This window comes from Paraburkholderia sp. GAS334, from assembly GCF_050436625.1.
GTDB lineage: Bacteria > Pseudomonadota > Gammaproteobacteria > Burkholderiales > Burkholderiaceae > Paraburkholderia.
The window spans coordinates 424,476-446,656 of the sequence record NZ_JBNDMO010000002.1 but is presented as its reverse complement, the minus strand read 5'-3'; the positions used below and the strand labels follow the sequence as shown (position 1 = coordinate 446,656).

Genomic DNA, 22,181 nt, shown 5'->3' with positions numbered 1-22,181 from the left:
TTCTATTGACGATGCGTGTCGCCGCAGACCGGACAATCCGGCTGACGCGCGATGCGCATCGTGTTCCATTCCATCCGCAGTGAATCCAGCATCATCAGACGCCCGACGAGCGGCGTTCCAATGCCCGCGATCACACGTAGCGCTTCGGCTGCCTGCATCGCGCCGATGATGCCGACCGTCGGCGAAAAAACGCCCATCGTCGAACACGCGACTTCCTCGAACGGCTGGTCTTCCGGGAACACGCACGCGTAGCAGGGCGACGCTTCGTCGCCGAAATCGAACGTGCTGATCTGACCGTCGAAGCGCAACGCCGCGCCCGACACCAGCGGCACGCGATGCTTGACGCACGCGCGGTTGATCGCGTGACGGGTCGCGAAGTTATCGGTGCAGTCGAGCACGACCGCCGCGTGCGGCACATTTGCGTCGAGCCATGCGTCGTCGACGCGTTCAGCGATGGCGTTCACCTTCACGTCGGGGTTCAGTTGCGCGATGGCGTCGCGTCCCGACTCGACCTTCTTGCGTCCCACCGATGCCGTGACGTGCAGGATCTGCCGTTGCAGGTTCGTGAGATCGACCGTATCGGCGTCGACGAGCGTCAGCGTACCGACGCCGGCGGCCGCCAGATACATCGCAGCTGGCGAGCCGAGGCCGCCCGCGCCGACGACGATCGCATGCGCATCGAGAAAGCACTGCTGCGCTTCGATGCCGAGTTCGTCGACAAGAATGTGGCGGGAATAGCGGAGGAGCTGGTCGTCGTTCATGGCGGTGCGCGTCGTAGTTATCGTTATTTTAATCGCGCGGGCGCTTTGAAGAGGCTGGACGCCTTCGCAGCCGAAGCTGCGAAGGCGGGTGAAGCGTGAAACGTTAGTTGCTCTGCGAAGCGGGCGCTGGTGCGGAAGCCGGCGCCGGGCCGGACGCGCCCGGCGTGACAGCTTGAGCCGGTTTCACGACGACGGGCGCCGAAGCCGATTGCGGCGGCTTGTTCTGCGCGAGGCGACGCTCGGTGATCGACTTCGACTCCTGGACCGGCTTGCTTTCGAGCTTGTTCAGGCCCTGTTGAAGCATGAAGTCGTCGGCGGAACCGAACTCGACCGGCTTGCGATCACGATCCTTCTGACGCTGTTCCGGCGTCTTCTTGTCGTTCTGCTCTTCGAGCAGACGCAGCTGGTCCATGCGCTCGTTTTCGCGCTGTTCCTGTTCCTTTTTCTCGTTCGGATCCTGCGTGTTCGCGAGGTGATTCGAGTAATCGACTTCACGCGTCACGAGCGCGTCGTCCGGATCGCCTTCCGCGTATTGATCCACCGCGACGTCCGGGCGAATGCCCTTGTTCTGGATCGAACGGCCGCTCGGGGTGTAGTAGTACGCCGTCGTCAGACGCAGCGCGGTATCAGAGGTCATCGGACGCACCGTCTGCACCGAGCCCTTGCCGAACGTCGTCTTGCCGACGATCAGCGCGCGACGCTGGTCCTGCAGCGCACCCGCGACAATTTCCGACGCCGACGCCGAATAGGCGTTCGTCAGCACGATCATCGGCACGGTCTTGAAGATCGGCGGCAGGCCCTTCAGCGGATCGCCATCGAACGAAGGCAGGCGGTAGTTATCGTAGGTATCGCGATAGACCTGTTTCGAATCCGGAATCTGACCGTTGGTGGATACCACCACCGAATCCGGCGGCAGGAACGCGCCCGCCACACCGACCGCGCTCTGCAGCAGACCACCGCCGTTGTTACGCAGATCGACGACGAGGCCCTTCAGGTTCGGCTGCTGACGCGCGATATCCTGCAGCTTGGCTGCGAGGTCGGGCGTGGTGCGTTCCTGGAAGCTCGTGATGCGGATGTACGCGTAGCCCGGCGCGAGGATCTTCATCTTCACGCTCTGGACGCGGATCACGGCGCGCGTCACCGTGAGCGGGAAGGTGCGGTCGTCGGTCTTGCGGAAGATCGTGAGCGTGACCTTCGTGCCCGGCTCGCCGCGCATCTGCTTGACGGCGTTATCGAGCGTCATGCCGCGCACCGGCTTGTCGTTGATGCGCGTGATCAGGTCGCCCGGACGAATGCCGGCGCGGAACGCGGGCGTGTCTTCGATCGGCGAGATCACCTTGATCAGACCATCTTCCGACGAAATTTCGATACCCAGACCTGCGAAACGACCCTTGGTCTGTTCCTGGAGTTCTTCGTAGTCGGTCTTGTCGAGATACGACGAGTGCGGGTCGAGGCTCGACACCATGCCCTTGATGGCGGCAGTGAGCAGTTTCTTGTCGTCGACCGGTTCGACGTACTCATGCTTGATCTGCCCGAAGACCTCGGCGAAGAGCCGAAGCTGGTCAAGTGGTAGAGGCGTGGTCGCGGTTTGCTGGGCCGAAGCGGAAAGCTGCAGGGTGGCAAAAACGCCAGTAGCAAGGCCCGCGGCGATCAGGCCGATATTTTTCAGGTTCTTTCGCATAGAGTCTGGTGCGGTCGGATGCGCGTGGCAGCGTCAAAGAGATTGGACGGACAAGTATAACTGCACACCCGTGCAGCAAGTGCTGCGAGTGTATTGGGCGGGTAATCGGGTTTCGACAGCCGCTGGCGCGGCAGGTTCGGGCTGGCGGCGCCCCGACGCACAAGTAATGTGCGGTAACAGTCGGATGGCGAGCCTGGATGGCGGGACGGCGCGCGCACCGGTAGTTCTTTCCGGTGCGCGCGCCGTCTTTGTCCTGCCTTCGCTGTCAGTCGGCAGGCCGTTTTCAGCCCGCCTTGCCCTGCTTTGCAACGGCGGCCTGGGCTGCTGCAATCGCATCGGCATCACCGAGGTAGTAGTGCCTGAGCGGCTTCAGGTTCTCGTCGAGTTCATACACGAGCGGCACGCCGTTCGGAATGTTCAGGCCGACAATGTCCGAATCCGAGATGCCGTCCAGGTACTTCACAAGTGCGCGGATCGAGTTGCCGTGAGCGGCGATCAGCACCTTGCGGCCCGACTTGATCGCGGGCGCGATCGATTCGTTCCATATCGGCAGCACGCGCGCGACCGTGTCTTTCAGGCACTCGGTCAGCGGCAGCTGTTCGCGCGGCACCTTCGCGTAACGCGGGTCGTTATAGGCGGTGCGGTCGTCGGACGGATCGAGTGCGGGCGGCGGCGTGTCGTAGCTGCGGCGCCAGACCAGCACCTGCTCGTCGCCGTACTTCGCAGCGGTTTCGGCCTTGTTGAGGCCCGACAGCGCACCGTAATGGCGCTCGTTCAGGCGCCACGAATGGACGACCGGCAGATACATCAGGTCCATCTGGTCCTGCACGTGCCACAGCGTGCGGATCGCGCGCTTTAACACCGACGTGTAGGCGATGTCGAACGTGTAGCCGGATTCCTTCAGGAGTAGGCCCGCCTGCTGCGCTTCGCGGTTACCCTGTTCGGTGAGGTCGACATCAACCCAGCCGGTGAATCGGTTTTCCTTGTTCCACGTCGATTCGCCGTGGCGGATGAGAACGAGTTTGTACATTGTGCCGGTCGGTAGTAAGGAAGCGGTAAAGCACGCTGGCGGGTGTTCCGCATGGGGCCTGATGGGCCGCCGCCATCGCGTCAGACGGTTATTTTATAATGGGAAGATTGCCCTTTCCGATTTCTCTCTTTTTCGGCGGATTTTCCGTGAAGTTTTTCACTGATTACACAAACCTTGTACTCATCGCGATTGCCCTCATCTCCGGGGCGTTGCTCCTGTGGCCGGCGATCATCCGGCGTGGCCGCGGCGGCCTTTCCGCTGCCGAAGCCACCCAGCTGATCAACCGGCGCAATGCCGTGGTCATCGACCTTCGTCCCACCGAGGATTTCGCCAAAGGTCATCTTCCGTCGGCACGCCACATCGAGTTCGCAGAGTTGCAGGCGAAAGTCGGTCAGCTTGTGAAGAACAAGAGCAATCCGGTGCTGCTGGTGTGCCAGACCGGCCAGCAGTCGCACAAGGCCGCGCGCGTCGTACAGGATGCGGGCTATGCCGAGGTCCACGTGCTGCAAGGCGGTCTCAACGCCTGGCAGCAGGCCGGTATGCCGGTCGTGAAACAAGGAGCTGCGAAGTGAACAAAGTGATCATGTACAGCACGCAGGTGTGTCCGTATTGCCAGATGGCCGAACGTCTTTTAAAGTCGCGCGGCGTCGAGCACGTTGAAAAAGTGCTCATCGACAAAGACCCGGCCCGTCGCGAAGAAATGATGACGCGGACAGGCCGCCGGACAGTGCCGCAGGTGTACATCGGCGAGAGGCACGTTGGCGGTTATGACGATCTCTCCGCGCTCGATCGCGCGGGCGGTCTGATGTCGCTGCTCGAAGCGGCCGCGTAACTGACAGGTTCGCATCGCTTCGCCAGACGAGTCGCGCCAGTGCCGGCGCGACGAGTCACAAAGATCCGGCGGACCATCGGCGATGGCCCGCCGTTATGAATTTATCCAGGGACCCATTCAATCATGTCTGACGAGAATAACCAGCCGTTCTTCAACATCCAGCGCATTTACCTGAAGGACATGTCGCTCGAGCAGCCGAACTCGCCGGCCATCTTCCTGGAACAGGACATGCCGTCGGTCGAAGTCGAAGTCGACGTGAAGGCTGAGCGCCTCGCCGACACCGTGTTCGAAATCCTCGTGACCGGCACGGTCACCGCCAAGGTCAACGACAAGGTCGCGTTCCTGATCGAAGCCAAGCAGGCTGGCATTTTCGACATTCGCAACATCCCGGCTGAACAGATCGATCCGCTCGTCGGCATTGCATGCCCGACGATCCTGTTCCCGTATCTGCGCTCGAACATCGCCGACGCGATCACGCGCGCAGGCTTCCCGCCGATCCACCTCGCCGAAATCAACTTCCAGGCGCTGTACGAGCAACGCCTCGCGCAGCTCGGTGGCGCGGACGGCGTGCCGAACGGCAACGCGACCCACTAAGGGTTGCGCCCGGTGCCGCGTATGAAGGTCGCCGTTCTCGGCGCTGGTGCATGGGGCACCGCTCTCGCGGGCCATTTGGCCGCGCGGCACGATGCGGTGCTCTGGGCGCGCGACAGCGCGCTCGTTTCCGACCTCTCCACGACGCACGAAAACGCCCGCTATCTGGCGGGCGTTTCGCTGCCGCCTGCGCTTCGTTACGAAACGGATCTGGCGGCGGCGCTCGCGCATTGCGCCGCCGCTGACGCATTGTGCGTCGTCGCGACACCTGTCGCTGGCCTGCGTGGTCTGTTTCGTGCCATGCGCGATGCGGGCAGTGTGCCGACGCATGTCGTGTGGCTGTGCAAGGGCTTCGAATCGGATACGCAGTTGTTGCCGCATCAGGTTGTCGCCGCGGAACTGGCGGGACACGCGAGCAACGGCGTGCTATCCGGGCCGAGTTTCGCCCGCGAGGTCGGGCAAGGTCTGCCGGTGGCGCTGACGGTCGCAAGCGGCGCAGCGGCGTGCCGCGAGCGCACCGTTGCGGCATTCCATCACGGCGCGATGCGCATCTACACCGGCGACGACCTCGTCGGCGTCGAAGTGGGCGGCGCGGTCAAGAACGTGCTGGCGATTGCGACGGGCATTTCGGATGGCCTTGGTCTTGGCCTGAATGCACGTGCTGCGCTGATCACGCGTGGGCTCGCGGAAATGTCACGGCTTGGCGTGACGCTTGGCGGTCGGGCTGAAACGTTCACGGGTTTGACCGGCCTCGGCGACCTGATTCTCACCGCGACGGGCGATCTGTCGCGTAATCGAACGGTTGGTGTGCAACTCGCGTCGGGCCGCACGCTCGACGATATTCTCGGTGGCCTTGGCCATGTGGCCGAAGGCGTGCGTTGTGCGCAGGCGGTGCTGGCCATCGCGCGTGCGCATGCAATCGAGGTGCCGATCACGCAGGCAGTGTGTGCTGTGCTGTTCGACGGTGTCGCGCCGCGCGATGCGGTCAGCGCACTTCTGCGTCGCGATTCAAAGGCGGAATAACGTCGGCGTCCGGCGGCGTCCGTTCGGCGTCGGACCGCTGTTTACTTTCTCTCTTGCGTCGCGGTTGATTCTGAACCGCGGCGTCACTCCGCTGTCCACCTGATAAAGGCGTCCGGACGCGGAGGTTCCCATGCTCACTATCGGTCAATGCAGGCTCGAAGCGCGTGTCGTCGACATCACGACGCTCGCCGTCGATGCAATCGTCAACGCGGCGAATACGTCGTTGCTGGGCGGAGGCGGCGTCGATGGCGCGATCCACCGGGCGGCGGGATGCGATCTGCTGCACGAATGCGAGACGCTCGGCGGGTGCGCCACCGGCGACGCGAAAATCACCGCAGGCTACAAACTTCCTGCGAAGCACGTGATCCACGCCGTGGGCCCGGTATGGGGCGGCGGCCAGCGCGGCGAGTCGGAACTGCTTGCGTCCTGCTATCGACGTTCGCTCGAGCTCGCGCAAGACGAGCATTGCTCGAGCATCGCGTTTCCGGCGATTAGCTGCGGTGTTTACCGCTTTCCCGCGCAGCAGGCGGTGCAAATTGCCGTTGGCACGGTCATCGAGACCTTGCCGCAAGCCGCTTCAATAAATCACGTGATCTTTGCGTGCTTCGACGATGCAATGTTCCGGCTGTATGAAAGCGAACTGGCCGATCGTCAGGCGCCGCCGTCGAAACCCGCCTGACGCCACGCTTCAAACACCACCACCGCAACCGTATTCGACAGATTCAGGCTGCGGTTACCCGGTCGCATCGGTAGCCGGACGCGCTGTTCGTGGGTAAAGGTCGACAGTACGGTATCGGGCAGCCCGCGCGTTTCGGCACCGAATACGAACCAGTCGCCGGGCTGAAACGCGTGATCGTGAAAACGTCCCGAGCCGCGCGTGGTGAACGCAAACATGCGCGCTGCGTCCGGCGATTCGGCGGCGACAAACGCGTCCCAACTGGCATGCACATGCATCTGCGCGTACTCGTGATAGTCGAGACCGGCGCGACGCATCCTGGCGTCGTCGAGGGGAAAGCCGAGCGGTTCGATCAGATGCAGCCGCGCGCCGGTATTGGCGCACAGGCGGATCACGTTGCCGGTATTCGGCGGAATTTCGGGCTCGACGAGAACGACGTTGAACATGATTTGAACGGGTTGAAGACTAGTTTTTCGGTGTGCGCAGCGCTGTGAAGCAGGTCACGCGTCGCGCGCCGGCCAGCTTGAGCGTACGCGCGACAGCTTCGAGTGTGGCGCCCGAGGTCATCACATCGTCGACGATCGCGACGTGCAGACCCTTCACCGGCTTTGCCACAGCAAACGCGCGGCCGACGTTGTCGCGCCGCGCGTCGAGATCGAGCCGCGACTGCGGTGCGGTATCGATGATGCGCCGGATCAGCGTCGCGTCACGTCGTATGTGCAGCGCGTCGGCGAGCGGCTTCGCGATTTCCCACGCCTGGTTGTAGCCGCGCTCGATCAGCCGGCGGCGCGCCAGTGGCACCGGCGCAATCACGTCCGGGCATGCGGCGGTTTCCAGCGCGTCATCCGCGAGGCGGGCGAGACGTTCGCCGAATTCGCGCGCCAGCATGAGCCGCGCGCGGAACTTCAGCCCCAGCGCCAGTGTATCGAGCGGCGCGCGGTAATCGGCGAGCGTGAAGGTCGCGTCGAACGACGGCGGAGCCGAGACGCAATCTCCACATTGGTATCGACCGCGACCGCGATCCCGACCGGACTGCCGCAAAGATGCCGCCAATGGAATCGCGCAAACCGCGCAGCGCAGGCGCGTTTCATTCCAGCAGGCCGCATCGCAGCCCTCGCACAGTGTTTGCTGCGACAAATTGCCGCACAGTCCGCAGAGATTGGGCAACGCGAACGCAGCAACCTGCTGCCATATCAGACAAACGCGCGAACAAACGAGACGCGAGACGATCGCAAACCGGTTGCGAGAGGATGGAGAAACGGACGTGACCGGCATGGCTGAATGTGCCCGCGAAGGCCTCCTGCACTGAAGCAAAGGGAGCGAGCGAGTATACTTCGCACTCTTCGTCCGTACGACCGCCATGCCCCCAACTCCCGCAAAAACCAGCCGTCCGGCCTACGATTCGCGGCGTTTGCGACGGATTTTCGACCGCCGCGCCGCGACTTTCGATGACGTCGCCTTTCTGCCGCGCGAAATCGCGCAACGCATGCGCGAGCGCCTCGACTTCATCAAGATGAGTCCGGCCAGCGTGCTCGATGCAGGTTGCGGCGCGGGCGACGATCTTCCCGTCCTGCGCGAGCGCTTCCCCGAAGCGCCGGTTTTTGGCACCGACCTGTCGCACGCAATGCTTCGCCGCGCGCTGCATCACGATGCTGGCGACACGAGCTGGCGACGCTTTCTGCCGGCTTCGATCGGCAAGGCGCTCGGCGCACGCGGTCCGCGTTTCGCGCAGGCCGATTTCTCCGCACTGCCGTTCGCCCACGGCGCGTTCGAATTCGTCTGGTCCAACCTGGCGCTGCACTGGCACTCGCGGCCCGATCTCGTCTTTCCGGAATGGCAGCGTGTGCTGAAGGTGAACGGCCTGCTGATGTTCAGCACGCTCGGCCCCGATACGCTCAAGGAGCTGCGCGGCGCGTGGGCCGAGGTCGAGGCGACCCACGGCGTAAGCTCGCGCGCTCACGTGATTGACTTTGTCGACATGCATGATCTCGGCGATATGCTCGTCGAAAGCGGATTCGAGATTCCAGTCATGGACCAGGAAACGCTCACCATCACCTACAGGTCGCCCGAGTCGCTGCTTGCGGATGTGCGTCGCTGGGGCGCTTACCCGTTCGAGCGCGAAGCGGCCTCGCCGGGCACGGCAAGGCGTCTGCACAAGGCGCTGCTGACGGCCCTCGAGGCGCGCCGGCGCGCGGACGGCACGATTCCGCTCACGTTCGAAGTCATCTACGGGCACGCCTGGAAAGCCGTGCCGCGGACCACGGCCGAAGGTCACGGCATCGTGCGTATTGAAGACATCGGCAGAGGTTCGTCGAAGAATCGTTGATGCGGTAAAGAGGACATCTGTTATGTCTGAAATTACCGCTTCGAAAGGCGTCAACGAGGTGCGTCAAAACGGCGCAGAGGCTTGTCGCGACTGGCTTGCAAGCCGATAGAGCGTTGCTTGTGGATGCCATTGAACGCGCCTATAATGCGTCAGTTTGTCGCTCGGGGTTCCCACATTTGGGGCGACAGGCCGGGGCGGGCCAAGACGGAAAACTGGCCGAAAGCGCCGAAGGTGACGGTGTCAGGCGCGGTGCCGGATGCAGGGAGGCAGCGATGGAAGCGACTGATCTGCTGGCGGATTCAGAACCGGTCCTGAAAGACTGGACCATGAAACGAAACTGTTCGGCTTCGCCACGACAGTTCGTTGGCTTCTATGTGTCGCTTGCGCTGGTCTCGTTGGCGATCGCCTTCGTGCTTTTGCTGTACGGCGCGTGGCTGGTGTTGCCGTTCACGGGTATCGAGCTGCTGGCGGTAGGTGTCGCGTTTGTCATCTATGCGCGCCACGCTGTGGATTACGAACGCATCCGGCTCTATCCGAACCGGCTGGTGATCGAGCAGGTGAGCGCAGAGCAGATCACGCAGATTGAATTCAATCCGCGCTGGGTGCGGGTAGAAACCGGAGCAACGCCGTGCGACCGGATCGCGCTCGTGTCGCGTGGTCAGGCGGTGATGATCGGGCAGCATCTCGCGCAGTACCAGCGTGCGCAGTTTGCGGGCGAATTGCGAGCATGGCTCAGGCGTTGCGATTAGAAGCGCTGAGCCGAACGCCGTTCCGGAAAGCGTGAAAAAAGCGCGGAAAGCCTTCCAGCGGGGTCGAGGGTTTGAATGGAAATTTTGGGTAAGGAAGCTATGAAAACAATCAAGCGAGCCCTCATGGGCGTGCTGGCGTTTAGCGGGCTGTTCTTCGCCGGTGCGGCCATGGCAGTCGGCGATAGTCCGGGCGGCCCAGCCGTCAACGAGATCAATCTCCAGCCGCCTGCGACAAAAATCGCTGAGGAGCTCTACAGCCTCCACACGTTCATGCTGATTCTCTGCACGGTGATTTTCATCGGCGTGTTCGGCGTGATGTTCTATTCGATCTTTGCTCACCGCAAGTCGAAGGGCCACAAGGCCGCCAATTTCCACGAAAGCACCACCGTCGAAATCATCTGGACGATCGTCCCGTTCATCATCGTCGTGCTGATGGCGCTGCCCGCCACCAAGACCGTCGTTGCGATGAAGGACACGACCAACGCCGACGTCACCGTCAAGGTCACGGGCTACCAGTGGAAGTGGGGCTACGACTACGTGAAGGGTCCGGGCGAGGGCATCAGCTTCCTTTCCACGCTGGCTACGCCGCGTGCCGAAACGGACGGCCGTCAGCCGATCTCCGATACCTATCTGCAGGAAGTCGACAACCCGCTCGTCGTTCCCGTCGACAAGAAGATCCGCATCATCACCACCGCGAACGACGTCGTTCACTCCTGGTACGTGCCGGCTTTCGGCGTGAAGCAGGATGCGATTCCGGGCTTCGTGCGCGACACGTGGTTCAAGGCCGACAAGACGGGCACGTTCCGCGGCTTCTGTACCGAGCTCTGCGGCAAGGAACACGCGTTCATGCCGGTCGTCGTGCGGGTGCTGTCTGCTGAAGACTACGCAGCCTGGGTCGACGGCGAGAAGAAGAAAATGGCCGCCGGCGCCGACGATCCCAACAAGACGTACACGCTGGCCGAGCTGACAGAACGTGGCGGCAAGGTCTACGCAGCGAACTGCGCGGTGTGCCACCAGCCGACCGGCAAGGGCGCAGGCGCATTCCCGGCGCTCGACGGCAGCAAGATCGCCAACGGCCCGATCGCCGAACACGTGAGCCTCGTGCTGAAAGGCAAGAACGCGATGCCTCCGTGGGCGCCGACGCTGAACGACGTCGAAATCGCTTCGGTCGTCACGTACGAACGTAATGCGTGGGGCAACCACACGGGCGACATCCTCCAGCCGAAGCAGGTCGCCGATGCACGTAACGGCAAGCTGCCGGAAGGCGGCAACCATCTGGCCGACGCAGGCGCAGCAGCGGGAGCAAGCGATGCGGCAGCGGCAAGCGGCGCGGAAGCCGCTTCGGGCGCGGCGCCGGCATCGGCTGGTGTAGCGGGCTCGGACAGCGCAACTTCGGCACCGCAAGCGGGCCTGCCGGCAAGCGTCTACTTCGAGACCGGCAAGAGCGCACTCCCGGCCGACGCGAAAGCAGCGGTCGACGCAGCCGCCGCCTACGCAAAGGCGCATCCTGACGCGAAGTTCACGCTGTCAGGTTTCACCGACAAGACGGGTTCGGCCGACGCCAATGCAAAACTCGCGAAGCGTCGCGCTGAAGCAGTGCGCGACGCGCTGAAGGCAGCGGGCATCGCCGAAGACCACATCATTTTGAAGAAGCCGGAAACGATCACGGGCGGGGCTGACGCGAAAGAAGCCCGGCGTGTCGAGATCAGCGCAGCGGCCTGACGTGTCACGGTCAGCAGAGCAGAATTCGTTTTAGGAGATTTTCATGTCTAGCATCGGACACGATGTAGCCGCTGGTCACGAGCACGTGCACGGCGACCATGCCCACGAGACGCCGCATGGCTGGCGCCGCTGGCTGTACGCGACCAACCACAAGGATATCGGTACGCTGTACCTGATCTTCTCGTTCGTCATGTTCCTGTCCGGGGGCGTGATGGCGCTGGCGATCCGCGCCGAGCTGTTCGAGCCGGGTCTGCAGATCATGCGTCCCGAGTTCTTCAACCAGTTGACCACCATGCACGGCCTGATCATGGTGTTCGGCGCGATCATGCCGGCGTTCGTCGGTTTCGCGAACTGGATGGTGCCGCTGCAGGTCGGCGCATCGGATATGGCCTTCGCGCGGATGAACAACTTCAGCTTCTGGCTGCTGCCGGTGGCTGCCGTGCTGCTGATCAGCTCGTTCTTCGCACCGGGCGGCGCGACCGCCGCGGGCTGGACGCTGTATGCACCGCTGTCGACGCAGATGGGCCCGGGCATGGACTTCGCGATTTTCGCGGTCCACTTGATGGGTGCTTCGTCGATCATGGGCGGTATCAACATCGTCGTGACGATCCTGAACATGCGCGCGCCGGGCATGACGCTGATGAAGATGCCGATGTTCGCATGGACGTGGCTCATCACCGCCTACCTGCTGATCGCCGTGATGCCGGTTCTGGCTGGCGCGATCACGATGGTGCTTTTCGACCGCCACTTCGGCACGTCGTTCTTCAGCGCGGCTGGCGGCGGCGACCCGGTGATGTATCAGCACATCTTCTGGTTCTTCGGTCACCCCGAGGTCTACATCATGATCTTGCCGGCGTTCGGGATCGTGTCGCAGGTGATCCCGGCGTTCTCGCGCAAACCGCTGTTCGGCTATAGCTCGATGGTGTACGCAACGGCATCGATCGCGATCCTGTCGTTCATGGTCTGGGCGCACCACATGTTTGCAACCGGCATGCCGGTGACGGGCCAGCTGTTCTTCATGTATGCGACGATGCTGATCGCCGTGCCGACGGGCGTGAAGGTGTTCAACTGGGTCGCGACGATGTGGCGCGGTTCACTGTCGTTCGAAACGCCGATGCTGTTCGCCGTCGGCTTCCTGTTTGTGTTTACGTTCGGTGGTCTGACGGGCCTGATGCTCGCGATGGCGCCGCTCGACATCCAGTATCACGGTACCTATTTCGTGGTCGCCCACTTCCACTACGTGCTGGTGGCAGGGTCGCTCTTCGGGCTCTTCTCCGGCTGGTATTACTGGTCGCCGAAGTGGACCGGCTGGATGTACAACGAGACACGCGGCAAGATCCACTTCTGGGCGTCGATGATTTTCTTCAACCTCGCGTTCCTGCCGATGCACTTCGTGGGCCTCGCAGGCATGCCGCGTCGTTACGCCGACTACCCGGCGCAGTTCACCGACTGGAACCAGGTCGTGACGATCGGCGCATTCGGCTTCGGTCTCGCGCAGGTGTACTTCCTGTTCGCAGTCGCACTGCCGGCGTATCGTGGTGGCGGCGAGCTGGAAAAGGCGTCGGACAAGCCGTGGGACGGCGCAACGGGCCTCGAATGGACCGTGCCGAGCCCGGCTCCGTTCCACACGTTCGAAAACCCGCCGATCGTCGAATAAGACGTTTCGGTCAACGCGTCCCGGTTCAGGCGGCAGAAGGTTGAACCGGGAAGCCAGACGGGCGGCGGCAGTCCAGCCGCCCGGTCAGAAGAGTATCCAGACATTGAGCATGACCCGGAATTCACAGCAAAGACGTACTCCCGAGCAGGTTCGCGCGGGCAACAAGCGGCTGGGTTTGATCCTGCTCGTCGTGGTGATCGTTTTCTTTACGGGTGCCGTGATCAAGCAGGTCTGGTTTAGCTGACAGTGCTGGTTGAACCTGCCCTGGCAGCCTGATTGAGGAAGTACGATGTCGAAGCACCCGCCGGCCGAGGCCGACCGCTCTTTTAACCGTTCGATGCTGATCAAGCTGTTCGTCGTCGCGTTGATGATGTTCGGCTTCGGGTTCGCGCTGGTGCCGATGTATCGCGCAATCTGTCAGATTACGGGCATCAACAATCTCGTTCAGCGCGATGCAACGGTGCGCGAGGCGAAGAATACGCAGGTCGACATGAGCCGCACGATTTCGATCGAATTCGATGCGAACGCGCGCGGCCCGCTCGGTTTCAAGCCGGAGCAGCACAGCATGGACGTGCATCCGGGCGAAGTAACAACGGTGATGTACCAGGTCAGCAACGAACAGGCGCGCACGATTCAGGCGCAGGCGATTCCGAGCTACGCGCCGCGCGAGGCGACCGAGTACTTCAAGAAGATCGAGTGTTTCTGTTTTACGCAGCAGACGTTGGCGGCAAGCGAGACGAAACGGCTGCCGGTGGTATTTGTGGTCGATCCGAAATTGCCGAAAGATGTGAAGACGATCACGCTGTCGTACACGTTCTTCGAACTGAACACGCCGGCGCCGACGACGAAGGGCACCGCGAATCAGGCGGCCGACACCACCGGTAAACCGGCGGTGAGCGCATCTGGCAAAGCGGCGAACCCTGCCTGACGGCGCGTGCCGCAGGCAAAGGAAGACGACGCGAATGAGCGACAACGGCGGGCGCAAAAGCAGTTTCGGGCAGTCGATGAAGGCTGTGTTGTGGTCATTTCTGGGAGTGCGCAAGCGGCGCGATCTCGAGGCGGACGCGACCCAGCTCAATCCGCTGCATGTGGTCGCCGCAGCCCTCATCTGCGCGGCGATCCTGATTGGCGTGCTGATCTTCGTGGTGCGCCTCGTGGTCGGATAAAAGCTGCACCGGATGAAACGGGCAGCGCGGGTCGATGAAGGCCCAGGAATAGAGTGAAGCGGTGCGGTATCGACGCGCCGTCGAAGATAAAGCCGGAACCAACCGGACCAAGCGGAACAACTGGACTGAAGTGGAGAATCAAGAATGAGCGGTCAAAACGAGAGCCCGTACTATTTCGTACCGCATCCGTCGCGGCATCCGATCAGCGCGGCCGTCGGGCTGCTGGTCATGCTCGGATCGCTTGCGCAGTGGATCAACGGCGAAAGCTGGGCGCCCCTCGGCGTGCTGGCCGGCCTGTTGTGGCTGCTCTTCACGTTGTGGCACTGGTTCGGCGACGCGATCTCCGAATCGGAAGGCGGCATGTACGGCAAGCGCGTCGATGCGTCGTATCGCTGGAGCATGAGCTGGTTCATCTTCTCCGAAGTGATGTTCTTCGGCGCGTTCTTCGGGGCACTGTTCTATGCACGCCAGATCGCAATGCATCAGCTCGGCAGCCTCGACTACAAGCTGATCTGGCCGGACTTCTCGGCCGTGTGGCCGAACAACGGTCCCGCCGCGCTGGTCTCGCACTTCAAGTCGATGCAGCCGTGGCCGGTGCCGACGATCAACACGGCGCTGCTGCTGTCGTCGGGCGCGACGTTGACCGTGTCGCACCATGCGCTGCGTGAGAACCATCGTCGCAAGGCGATCGCCTGGCTGGCCGCGACGCTCGTGCTCGGCGTCTGCTTCCTGTTCCTGCAGGGCTTCGAATATTTCCACGCGTACAACGAACTGAACCTGACGCTGGCGTCGGGTGTGTATGGTTCGACGTTCTTCCTGCTGACCGGCTTCCACGGTTTCCACGTGTTCCTTGGCGGCACGATGCTGGCAGTGGTGCTGGCGCGGATGATCCGCGGCCACTTCACGGCCGATCACCACTTCGCGTTCGAAGGCGCCGCCTGGTACTGGCACTTTGTGGACGTCGTGTGGCTCGGGCTGTACGTCGTCGTGTACTGGCTGTAAGGCGGTCTGGCCCGCATCGGCGGTTATCCGGCGAATGCGGGCTGTTGCGCTTCAGGTGGTTCGAAAGCAGCCGAACGAAGCGCGGAAGAAGGGATGCACAAGCAGTATGCAGAAACCACGCAGCGCCGCCCTCGACCCTGTCAGGGCGGCGTTTTGCTTGATGGATCGGGCGAAGTTCTGAATGGCTTGTCGTGACCTGCGCATGGGCCTGTCCATTGGCCAGCTTCAGGTCCGGCGCACGTCAACCGACGTTATCGCCAGTCAGCAGCCGCTGGCGAAACATCAGCGGCCGACCGGAATGCCGGTGGACTGGATCCAGCCCATCCAGTGTGCGAACAGGATGAACAGAAAAAGCGAGATCGAGAGGCCGACGCGTGTCGCGAGCGACCAGACCATCCGCTTCGACTGGCCCCGGTCGTGCATCATGAAATACAGCGCCGAAGCCATGCTGGCGATGATGAGGACGAAGGCGATGGGAACGAGGATATGCATGGAACCGGTTGACTGTCAGGAACGCGAACGTAAGACGTTCATTATCTCACCGTGTATTGCAAGGCGTGTGCCTGCGGGCGGTGTGAAATGAAGTTTCGACTCGTCCCCGTGGTGCTGATCCTGATCGTCGTCGCCGTGACGGTGAGGCTTGGCTTCTGGCAGCGTGATCGTGCGCATCAGAAGGAGGCGCTGCAGGCGCACATCACGCAGTTCGAAAATGCGCCGGCGCAAAACGTCACGGCCACGCCCGTCGCGCTGAAGGACATCGAGTTTCATCGCGTGCGCGCGACCGGCAGTTTTGTGCCGGAGAAGGTCGTCTACCTGGACAATCGGCCGTATAACGACCAGCCGGGCTTTTACGTCGTGATGCCCTTTAAACTGCATGACGGCGGTTATGTGCTCGTCAATCGTGGCTGGTTGCCGCGCAACATGAACGATCGCACGGCGATGAGGCCGTATGAGACGCCGAAGGGCGAGATCGAAATCGAAGGCATCGCGCGCGCTGATGCGAGCAAGGCGTACGAACTGGGGCAAGGCGGGTCGGCGGCACACCAGCAGATCCGCCAGAATCTCGACGTCAATGCCTACGCAACCGAAACGGGATTGCCGCTGCAACCGTTCGTGATCCAGCAGTTGAGCAACGACGGCGACACGCTGGTGCGCGACTGGCCCGTGCCGGCGACCGGCGTCGAAACGAATTATGGCTACATGTTCCAGTGGTGGGGCATGGCGGCCGCGGCCATCGGGTTCGGGCTGTACGCGGCCCGTCGCGCCGCGAAGAAAGAGCACGCTCCCAGCGTGTAAATGCATCGCGCGCGATGACCGGTCGATGTCGACCGTCATCGCGCAATCATCGAAAGAGGTCCTGTAGTGTCGACGCAATCTCCCCGTTCTCCGCAATCCGGCAAGACCGCGCGCCCGACGGCGCAGCGTGGCCAGCCGGCCTCGAAAGGCGCGTCGAACGGCGCGCCGTCCGGCAGGCAAGGCTCGTGGCAGCGCGGCCGCTGGATGATGTTGCTGATCGCGATCATCTGTGCGGCGCCGGTGGTTGCTTCGTACGTCACGTACTACATCGTCAAGCCGAAGGGCGGCTCGACGAGTTACGGCACGCTCGTTGAACCGCAGCGTCCGATTCCCGACTCGCTCGTCGTCACCGGCGAGGATGGCAAGCCGATGAAGCTCGCGTCGCTGCGCGGCCGCTGGCTGATGATTTCCGTCGACGGCAGCGCGTGCGACAAGGCCTGCGTCACAAAGCTGTATTTCATGCGCCAGGTCCGCGCGACGCAGGGTGGCGAGCGCGAGCGCGTCGTCAACGTGTGGCTGCGCACCGATCCATCGGATGTACCCGACGTCGTCAAACACGCCTACGACGACACCGACATGCTGATCGCCGATCCGTCCGCGGTGGCCGCATGGCTGCCGGTGGACAACGGCACGAAGGTGACCGATCACATCTACATGGTCGATCCGAACGGCAATCTGATGATGCGATTCCCGAAGGATCCGAACCCGAGCAAGATCAAGAGCGACGTGACGAAGCTGCTCAAGTGGTCGAGCATCGGCTGATGATGCGGCGCCCTGCTGAGGGCGGATACCGGTTTTCGCGAGAAGGGTAGAGAGATGTTCGTTTTGCAACTCGGCCTGATTGGTCTGTGCATCGCGCTGTTGCCGCTGTCGTACGTGTGGGTCAAGGCCGACGACAACAAGTTTCGCAAGCTCGTCTGGGTTACGACGTTCCTGACGCTTGACCTCGTGATGTTCGGCGGCTTTACGCGTCTGACCGATTCGGGTCTCGGTTGCCCGGACTGGCCGGGCTGCTACGGCACTTCGTCGCCGTTTATCGCGCATGCCGCGATCAGCGCCGCTTATCAGGCGATGCCGACCGGACCGGTGAGCATGTCGAAGGCGTGGATCGAGATGATTCACCGCTACTTCGCGATGGCGATCGGCGTGCTGATCGTCGCCCAGACGGTGATCGCGTGGGTGGCGCGGCTGCGTCGCCGGCCGTTGCATGTGTCGCCGTGGTGGCCGACCTCGCTGCTGCTGCTGATTCTGGTGCAGGGCGCGTTCGGCGCGTGGACCGTGACGATGAAGCTGCAACCCGTGATCGTGACGATTCACCTGTTGCTCGGCCTCGCATTGCTCGGCACCCTGGGCTGGCTGGCCGCGCGCCAGACGCCGCTGCCCGCGTACGAACCCGAAGCCGCCCGCTGGCGCACAGCCGCAGTGGCCGGCCTGATCCTGCTGATTGTGCAGATCGCGCTGGGCGGCTGGGTCAGCACGAATTACGCGGTGCTCGCCTGCGCTGATTTCCCGACCTGCAACGGCCAGTGGATACCGGCGATGAACTTCGAGCACGGCTTTCACCTGTGGCGCGCGCTCGGCATGACCGGCGACGGCGATGTCATCACGCAGGACGCGCTCGTCGCAATTCACTGGACGCATCGGACGTTCGCGCTCGTCGTTGTCGCGTATCTTGCGTGGTTCGCGCTGAAAATGCGTCGCTTCGAGTCGTTGCGGCGGCCGGCGAACGGCGTGCTGCTCGTCGTCGTGATCCAGTTCATGACTGGTCTGTCGAACATTGTCCTGCAATGGCCGTTGCCCATTGCAGTCGCCCATAACGGAGGCGCCGCGATCCTGCTGCTCCTGCTCGTTATGCTAAACTTTCGAATCGCTTATAGCCGTCCCGGCCGCGCCGTGTTGCCCGCGCGTGATGCCGCGCCAGCGTGACCCACATGGACAGCACAACTCTCTCCCAGCATCCCGGTAGCCGGATCGCCCAGTACATTTCGCTGACGAAGCCGCGTGTGACGCAGCTCGCGGTGTTCTGCGCGGTGATCGGCATGTTCCTGTCGACGCCCGGCATGGTGCCGTGGAAACCGCTGCTCGGCGGCACAGTCGGCATCTGGTTGCTGGCGGCAGGCGCATTCGCGATCAACTGCCTCGTCGAACAGAAGATCGACGCCAGGATGCGTCGCACGGCATGGCGTCCGTCCGCGCGCGGCGAAATCACCACGACGCAGATCCTGCTGTTCTCCGCTGTGCTCGGCGGCCTCGGCATGTGGACGCTCTACGTCTTCGCCAATGCGCTGACGATGTGGCTCACCGTCGCTACGTTCGTCGGCTATGCGGTTATCTACACGCTGCTGCTGAAACCTGCGACGCCGCAGAACATCGTGATCGGCGGCGCTTCGGGCGCGATGCCGCCGGCGCTCGGCTGGGCCGCTGTCACCGGTCATGTGCCGGGCGATGCATGGATTCTCGTGCTGATCATCTTCGTCTGGACGCCGCCGCATTTCTGGGCGCTCGCGCTCTACCGCCGCAAGGATTACGAAAACGCCGGTCTGCCGATGTTGCCCAACACGCACGGCGAGCAGTACACGCGGCTGCATATCCTGCTGTACACGGTGATCCTGTTCGCCGTGGCGTTGATGCCGTTCGTTTCCGGCATGAGCGGTGTCGTGTATCTCGCTTCGGCGGTGCTGCTCGGCGCGGTTTTCCTCGCGTATGCATGGAAAATATACCGGGAATATTCCGACGCGCTCGCGCGTAAAACCTTTCGTTACTCGATCGTTTATCTGTCGCTGCTGTTCGCGGCGTTGCTGGTCGACCATTACGCACGCGTCCTGATCGGCGCGTAACACCATGCTCACACTCAGGCTTGCGCGCGCGGCGCGCGTCGCAGCGGTCGCCTGCGCGCTTGGCGGCGCGCTCTTCATGACCGGCTGCAACAAGGCGCCCGCATTCCAGAACCTCGATATCACCGGCAACACGCAGTTCGGCTCCGATTTCTCGCTGCCGGATGCGAGCGGTAAGACGCGCACGCTCGCTGACTTCAAGGGCAAGGTGGTCGTGTTGTTCTTCGGCTATACGCACTGCCCGGACGTCTGCCCGACGACGATGGCCGAACTTTCGCAGGCGCTGGAGCAACTCGGGCCGAAGGATGCAAAACGCGTGCAGGTGCTGTTTGTGACCGTCGATCCGGAGCGCGATACGCCCGCATTGATGGCGCAGTATGTGCCGGCGTTCAACCCGACGTTTATCGGATTGCGGCCGGCGGACGAGGCACAACTCGTCAAGGTGACGAAGGACTTCCGCGTGTACTACGCGAAGGTGCCCGGCAAGACGCCCGACAGCTACACGATGGACCACACCGCTGCGAGCTACGTGTTCGATCCGGACGGCAAGCTGAGACTCTTCGCCCGCGACGGGCAGGGCGCGGCGCCATGGGTCCACGACATCAAACTCATGCTCGACTGAGCGACGAAGAAAACGAAACGCGAAGCGGCCACCGGCCGCTTTTTTATCGCCCCAGCGTCAGGACAACACCGGTAGATTGAGCCCCGGCGCCGGTCGCGTGACCTTGAATTCCTCGACCGGGTAAGTCGCCAGTTGCTGCGTTCAGCGCCAGAACCGGCGTGATCCAGCGCCGCCGGGCGAGCCACTAGCCAGCCGGTCGCCGCTCTTTGGGGCGGCCTGCCCAGCTATGTCCCCTTTTTGTCTCAAGTTGGGCAACCTTTTAGCCGTTATACAGCGAGCAATCGTTTGCGCCGATCAGGCGCACGCGCGCGAACTGGAAGAACCCACACGAAAGAGACCGACACGATGAGCAGGATGAGTCTGAATCGCAAGCTGTGGCTGTCGCTTGCGCTCGTATGGCTGGGGTTGCTGGGCGTTGGGCTGTGGAGCGCGGTCGAAACCCGCGGCACCATGCTCGCCGAGCGCAAGGCCGGCATGGTGAATCTCGTCGAGGCAGCGCAGGGCGTCGTCAACGGCTATTACACGCTGGCGCAGAGCGGCAAGCTCAGCGAAGCCGACGCGCAGCGCGAAGCGCTCGCCCGTCTCGCGACGATGCGCTACGGCGAATCCGGTTACCTCTTCGTGATGGATTCGAAGCCGGTCGTGCTGATGCACCCGACGCTGCCGCAAATGAACGGCAAACCCGTCGGCGATTTCAAGGATCCGGACGGCAAACTGCTGTACGTAGCGCTCGTCGATGCAGCGAAGGCGAGCGGCCGCGGTTTCGCGGAATATCGCGGACGGCTGCCGCACAGCGAAACCGCGGTGCCGAAGATCAGCTACGTCGTGCGTTTTGCACCGTGGGACTGGAACATCACGAGCGGTGTTTTTATCCGCGACATCGATACGACTTACTACGAAACGCTGCTCGGCCACCTGATCGTGGTGCTCGTGGTCGGCGCGGTGATTTCGCTGGCGATGGTGCTGATCATCCGCAACGTGCGCGGCAGTCTTGGCGGCGAGCCTGAACAGGCGGCGCGTCTCGCGGCGAGTATCGCGCAGGGCGATCTGACGCAGACGGTCGTGCTGCGTTCGAACGACTCGACCAGCATGATGGCCGCGATGAACCATATGCAGGCGCGTCTGCAACGCACGATCGGCGAGATTCGCCATTCGGCTGAATCGATTGCATCGGCGACGCAGCAGATCGCCGCCGGCAACAGCGACCTGTCGCAACGCACCGAGCAGCAGGCCGCGTCGCTGCAGGAAACGGCCGCGAGCATGGAAGAGCTGACGGCAACGGTGAAGCAGAACGCCGACAACGCGCGTCAGGCCAGTGGGCTCGCGCACAACGCGTCGGATATCGCGACGCGCGGCAACGACGTCGTCAGCCGTGTGATCGGCACGATGACCGAGATCAACGAAAGCTCGCACAAGATATCCGACATCATCGGCGTGATCGAAGGCATCGCATTCCAGACCAACATTCTCGCGCTGAACGCAGCGGTAGAAGCGGCGCGTGCGGGCGAGCAGGGTCGCGGCTTCGCAGTCGTGGCGGGTGAAGTGCGAAGCCTCGCGCAACGTTCGGCGACGGCGGCGAAGGAGATCAAGCAGCTGATTGGCGATTCTGTGGAACGCGTGGACAACGGCTCGGCGCTCGTCGGTCAGGCCGGTACGACGATGGGCGAAATCCTGCAGGCCGTGCGTCGCGTGACGGACATCATGGGTGAAATCGCCGCGGCGTCCGAAGAACAGAGCAGCGGCATTTCGCAGGTCGGTCGCGCCGTTACGCAGATGGACGAAGTCACGCAGCAGAACGCTGCGCTCGTGGAACAGGCGGCCGCTGGTGCGGCTTCGCTGCAGGACCAGGCGGCGCGTCTGCGCGAGACGGTGGCCGCGTTCCGTGTCGACGAACAGGCGAGCCGTGTCGAGCCATCCGCGCGGACCGCCGCAAGGACGCTGCTTTCGACGACGACCCGTGCGTCGGGACGCGCGAAGGCAATGCCGAAGCCTGCGGTTCGCGCGGTTGTCAGCGAGGCATCGACGCAAGGCGACGCTGACACTGACACGTCCCCATCGGCCCGTGCGACGGCGAAAGCTGAGACACCTTCGGCGAACGCGATTGTCACCAAAGCTGCAGCGTCCAGCGACGAGTGGACCACGTTCTGATTCACGCATAGTTGAAGCAGGCCGCCGGCATTCGGGCTGGCGGCCCGCAACGCGACTGGATCGCG

General features: G+C 62.9%; 25 protein-coding genes. 19 read left to right on the top strand and 6 right to left on the bottom strand.

Translation table 11 applies throughout. The features are described from left to right. Nucleotides 1-2: 2 nt before the first annotated feature. The 3 genes from P3T21_RS05430 to gpmA form a co-directional block, all read right to left on the bottom strand. Complete coding sequence (locus P3T21_RS05430) at nt 3-761, bottom strand: HesA/MoeB/ThiF family protein (protein ID WP_429254900.1); 759 nt, start codon at nt 759-761, stop codon at nt 3-5. A gap of 103 nt (nt 762-864) precedes the next feature. Further along, nucleotides 865-2,442, bottom strand: a complete 1,578-nt coding sequence (locus P3T21_RS05425) for a S41 family peptidase (protein WP_429254899.1) — start codon at nt 2,440-2,442, stop codon at nt 865-867. A 283-nt stretch (nt 2,443-2,725) separates the two neighbouring features. After that, a complete protein-coding gene (gene gpmA, locus P3T21_RS05420) occupies nt 2,726-3,472 on the bottom strand; it encodes a 2,3-diphosphoglycerate-dependent phosphoglycerate mutase (protein WP_429254898.1) in 747 nt (248 codons plus the stop codon). A gap of 146 nt (nt 3,473-3,618) precedes the next feature. Here gpmA and P3T21_RS05415 point away from each other — a divergent pair, with 146 nt between their 5' ends. The 5 genes from P3T21_RS05415 to P3T21_RS05395 all read left to right on the top strand — a co-directional run bounded on the left by P3T21_RS05415 (nt 3,619) and on the right by P3T21_RS05395 (nt 6,597). Further along, nucleotides 3,619-4,044 (top strand): rhodanese-like domain-containing protein, encoded by a 426-nt coding sequence (locus P3T21_RS05415; RefSeq protein WP_429254897.1) that lies wholly within the window; start codon nt 3,619-3,621, stop codon nt 4,042-4,044. Then, entirely contained in the window at nt 4,041-4,304 is a 264-nt protein-coding gene (grxC, locus tag P3T21_RS05410; RefSeq protein WP_429254896.1) for a glutaredoxin 3, read from the top strand. Before P3T21_RS05415 ends, grxC begins: the two co-directional genes overlap by 4 nt. A gap of 123 nt (nt 4,305-4,427) precedes the next feature. Further along, on the top strand, nt 4,428-4,898 hold the full coding sequence (secB, locus tag P3T21_RS05405; RefSeq protein ID WP_429254895.1) for a protein-export chaperone SecB: 471 nt from the start codon (nt 4,428-4,430) through the stop codon (nt 4,896-4,898). 21 nt (nt 4,899-4,919) lie between these two features. Then, nucleotides 4,920-5,918, top strand: a complete 999-nt coding sequence (locus P3T21_RS05400; protein WP_429254894.1) for an NAD(P)H-dependent glycerol-3-phosphate dehydrogenase — start codon at nt 4,920-4,922, stop codon at nt 5,916-5,918. 130 nt (nt 5,919-6,048) lie between these two features. Continuing rightward, nucleotides 6,049-6,597, top strand: a complete 549-nt coding sequence (locus tag P3T21_RS05395; protein WP_429254893.1) for an O-acetyl-ADP-ribose deacetylase — start codon at nt 6,049-6,051, stop codon at nt 6,595-6,597. Here the strand turns inward: P3T21_RS05395 and trmL are convergent. Further along, complete coding sequence (gene trmL, locus P3T21_RS05390; protein WP_429254892.1) at nt 6,570-7,040, bottom strand: tRNA (uridine(34)/cytosine(34)/5-carboxymethylaminomethyluridine(34)-2'-O)-methyltransferase TrmL; 471 nt, start codon at nt 7,038-7,040, stop codon at nt 6,570-6,572. The genes P3T21_RS05395 and trmL overlap by 28 nt on opposite strands. Before the next feature lie 19 nt (nt 7,041-7,059). After that, a complete protein-coding gene (locus tag P3T21_RS05385) occupies nt 7,060-7,869 on the bottom strand; it encodes a ComF family protein (protein ID WP_429254891.1) in 810 nt (269 codons plus the stop codon). A gap of 85 nt (nt 7,870-7,954) precedes the next feature. Between P3T21_RS05385 and P3T21_RS05380 the strand changes: the two genes are divergently transcribed. The 8 genes from P3T21_RS05380 to P3T21_RS05345 all read left to right on the top strand — a co-directional run bounded on the left by P3T21_RS05380 (nt 7,955) and on the right by P3T21_RS05345 (nt 15,216). Next, on the top strand, nt 7,955-8,920 hold the full coding sequence (locus P3T21_RS05380) for a methyltransferase domain-containing protein (RefSeq protein WP_429254890.1): 966 nt from the start codon (nt 7,955-7,957) through the stop codon (nt 8,918-8,920). A gap of 272 nt (nt 8,921-9,192) precedes the next feature. Further along, on the top strand, nt 9,193-9,669 hold the full coding sequence (locus P3T21_RS05375) for a DUF2244 domain-containing protein (RefSeq protein WP_429254889.1): 477 nt from the start codon (nt 9,193-9,195) through the stop codon (nt 9,667-9,669). A 75-nt stretch (nt 9,670-9,744) separates the two neighbouring features. Beyond that, nucleotides 9,745-11,391 carry a cytochrome c oxidase subunit II gene (gene coxB / locus P3T21_RS05370; RefSeq protein ID WP_429254888.1) on the top strand — a complete coding sequence of 549 codons (1,647 nt, stop codon included), beginning with the start codon at nt 9,745-9,747 and terminating at the stop codon, nt 11,389-11,391. A 43-nt stretch (nt 11,392-11,434) separates the two neighbouring features. Further along, nucleotides 11,435-13,048: a cytochrome c oxidase subunit I gene (ctaD, locus tag P3T21_RS05365; protein ID WP_429254887.1), complete on the top strand. Its 1,614-nt coding sequence runs from the start codon at nt 11,435-11,437 to the stop codon at nt 13,046-13,048. Between the two features lie 109 nt (nt 13,049-13,157). After that, complete coding sequence (locus P3T21_RS05360) at nt 13,158-13,292, top strand: cytochrome oxidase small assembly protein (RefSeq protein WP_429254886.1); 135 nt, start codon at nt 13,158-13,160, stop codon at nt 13,290-13,292. A 45-nt stretch (nt 13,293-13,337) separates the two neighbouring features. Further along, a complete protein-coding gene (locus P3T21_RS05355) occupies nt 13,338-13,976 on the top strand; it encodes a cytochrome c oxidase assembly protein (protein WP_429254885.1) in 639 nt (212 codons plus the stop codon). 34 nt (nt 13,977-14,010) lie between these two features. Beyond that, the gene (locus P3T21_RS05350; protein ID WP_429254884.1) at nt 14,011-14,214 is read left to right on the top strand and encodes a DUF2970 domain-containing protein; all 204 of its coding nucleotides are present in this window, start codon (nt 14,011-14,013) and stop codon (nt 14,212-14,214) included. A gap of 144 nt (nt 14,215-14,358) precedes the next feature. Continuing rightward, nucleotides 14,359-15,216 carry a cytochrome c oxidase subunit 3 gene (locus P3T21_RS05345; RefSeq protein WP_429254883.1) on the top strand — a complete coding sequence of 286 codons (858 nt, stop codon included), beginning with the start codon at nt 14,359-14,361 and terminating at the stop codon, nt 15,214-15,216. A 282-nt stretch (nt 15,217-15,498) separates the two neighbouring features. On the opposite strand, the gene P3T21_RS05340 is transcribed toward P3T21_RS05345, so the two are convergent. Further along, on the bottom strand, nt 15,499-15,708 hold the full coding sequence (locus tag P3T21_RS05340; RefSeq protein WP_429254882.1) for a twin transmembrane helix small protein: 210 nt from the start codon (nt 15,706-15,708) through the stop codon (nt 15,499-15,501). A gap of 87 nt (nt 15,709-15,795) precedes the next feature. On the opposite strand from P3T21_RS05340, the gene P3T21_RS05335 reads away from it, so the two are divergent. The 6 genes from P3T21_RS05335 (at nt 15,796) to P3T21_RS05310 (ending at nt 22,116) form a co-directional block, all read left to right on the top strand. Further along, nucleotides 15,796-16,512 carry an SURF1 family protein gene (locus P3T21_RS05335; RefSeq protein WP_429254881.1) on the top strand — a complete coding sequence of 239 codons (717 nt, stop codon included), beginning with the start codon at nt 15,796-15,798 and terminating at the stop codon, nt 16,510-16,512. 66 nt (nt 16,513-16,578) lie between these two features. Then, complete coding sequence (locus P3T21_RS05330; RefSeq protein ID WP_429254880.1) at nt 16,579-17,274, top strand: SCO family protein; 696 nt, start codon at nt 16,579-16,581, stop codon at nt 17,272-17,274. 54 nt (nt 17,275-17,328) lie between these two features. After that, the gene (locus P3T21_RS05325) at nt 17,329-18,438 is read left to right on the top strand and encodes a COX15/CtaA family protein (RefSeq protein ID WP_429254879.1); all 1,110 of its coding nucleotides are present in this window, start codon (nt 17,329-17,331) and stop codon (nt 18,436-18,438) included. A gap of 5 nt (nt 18,439-18,443) precedes the next feature. Continuing rightward, a complete protein-coding gene (cyoE, locus tag P3T21_RS05320; RefSeq protein WP_429254878.1) occupies nt 18,444-19,349 on the top strand; it encodes a heme o synthase in 906 nt (301 codons plus the stop codon). A gap of 4 nt (nt 19,350-19,353) precedes the next feature. Further along, on the top strand, nt 19,354-19,968 hold the full coding sequence (locus P3T21_RS05315) for an SCO family protein (protein WP_429254877.1): 615 nt from the start codon (nt 19,354-19,356) through the stop codon (nt 19,966-19,968). A 345-nt stretch (nt 19,969-20,313) separates the two neighbouring features. Continuing rightward, nucleotides 20,314-22,116 (top strand): methyl-accepting chemotaxis protein, encoded by a 1,803-nt coding sequence (locus P3T21_RS05310; protein ID WP_429254876.1) that lies wholly within the window; start codon nt 20,314-20,316, stop codon nt 22,114-22,116. The last annotated feature ends 65 nt before the right edge of the window (nt 22,117-22,181 follow it).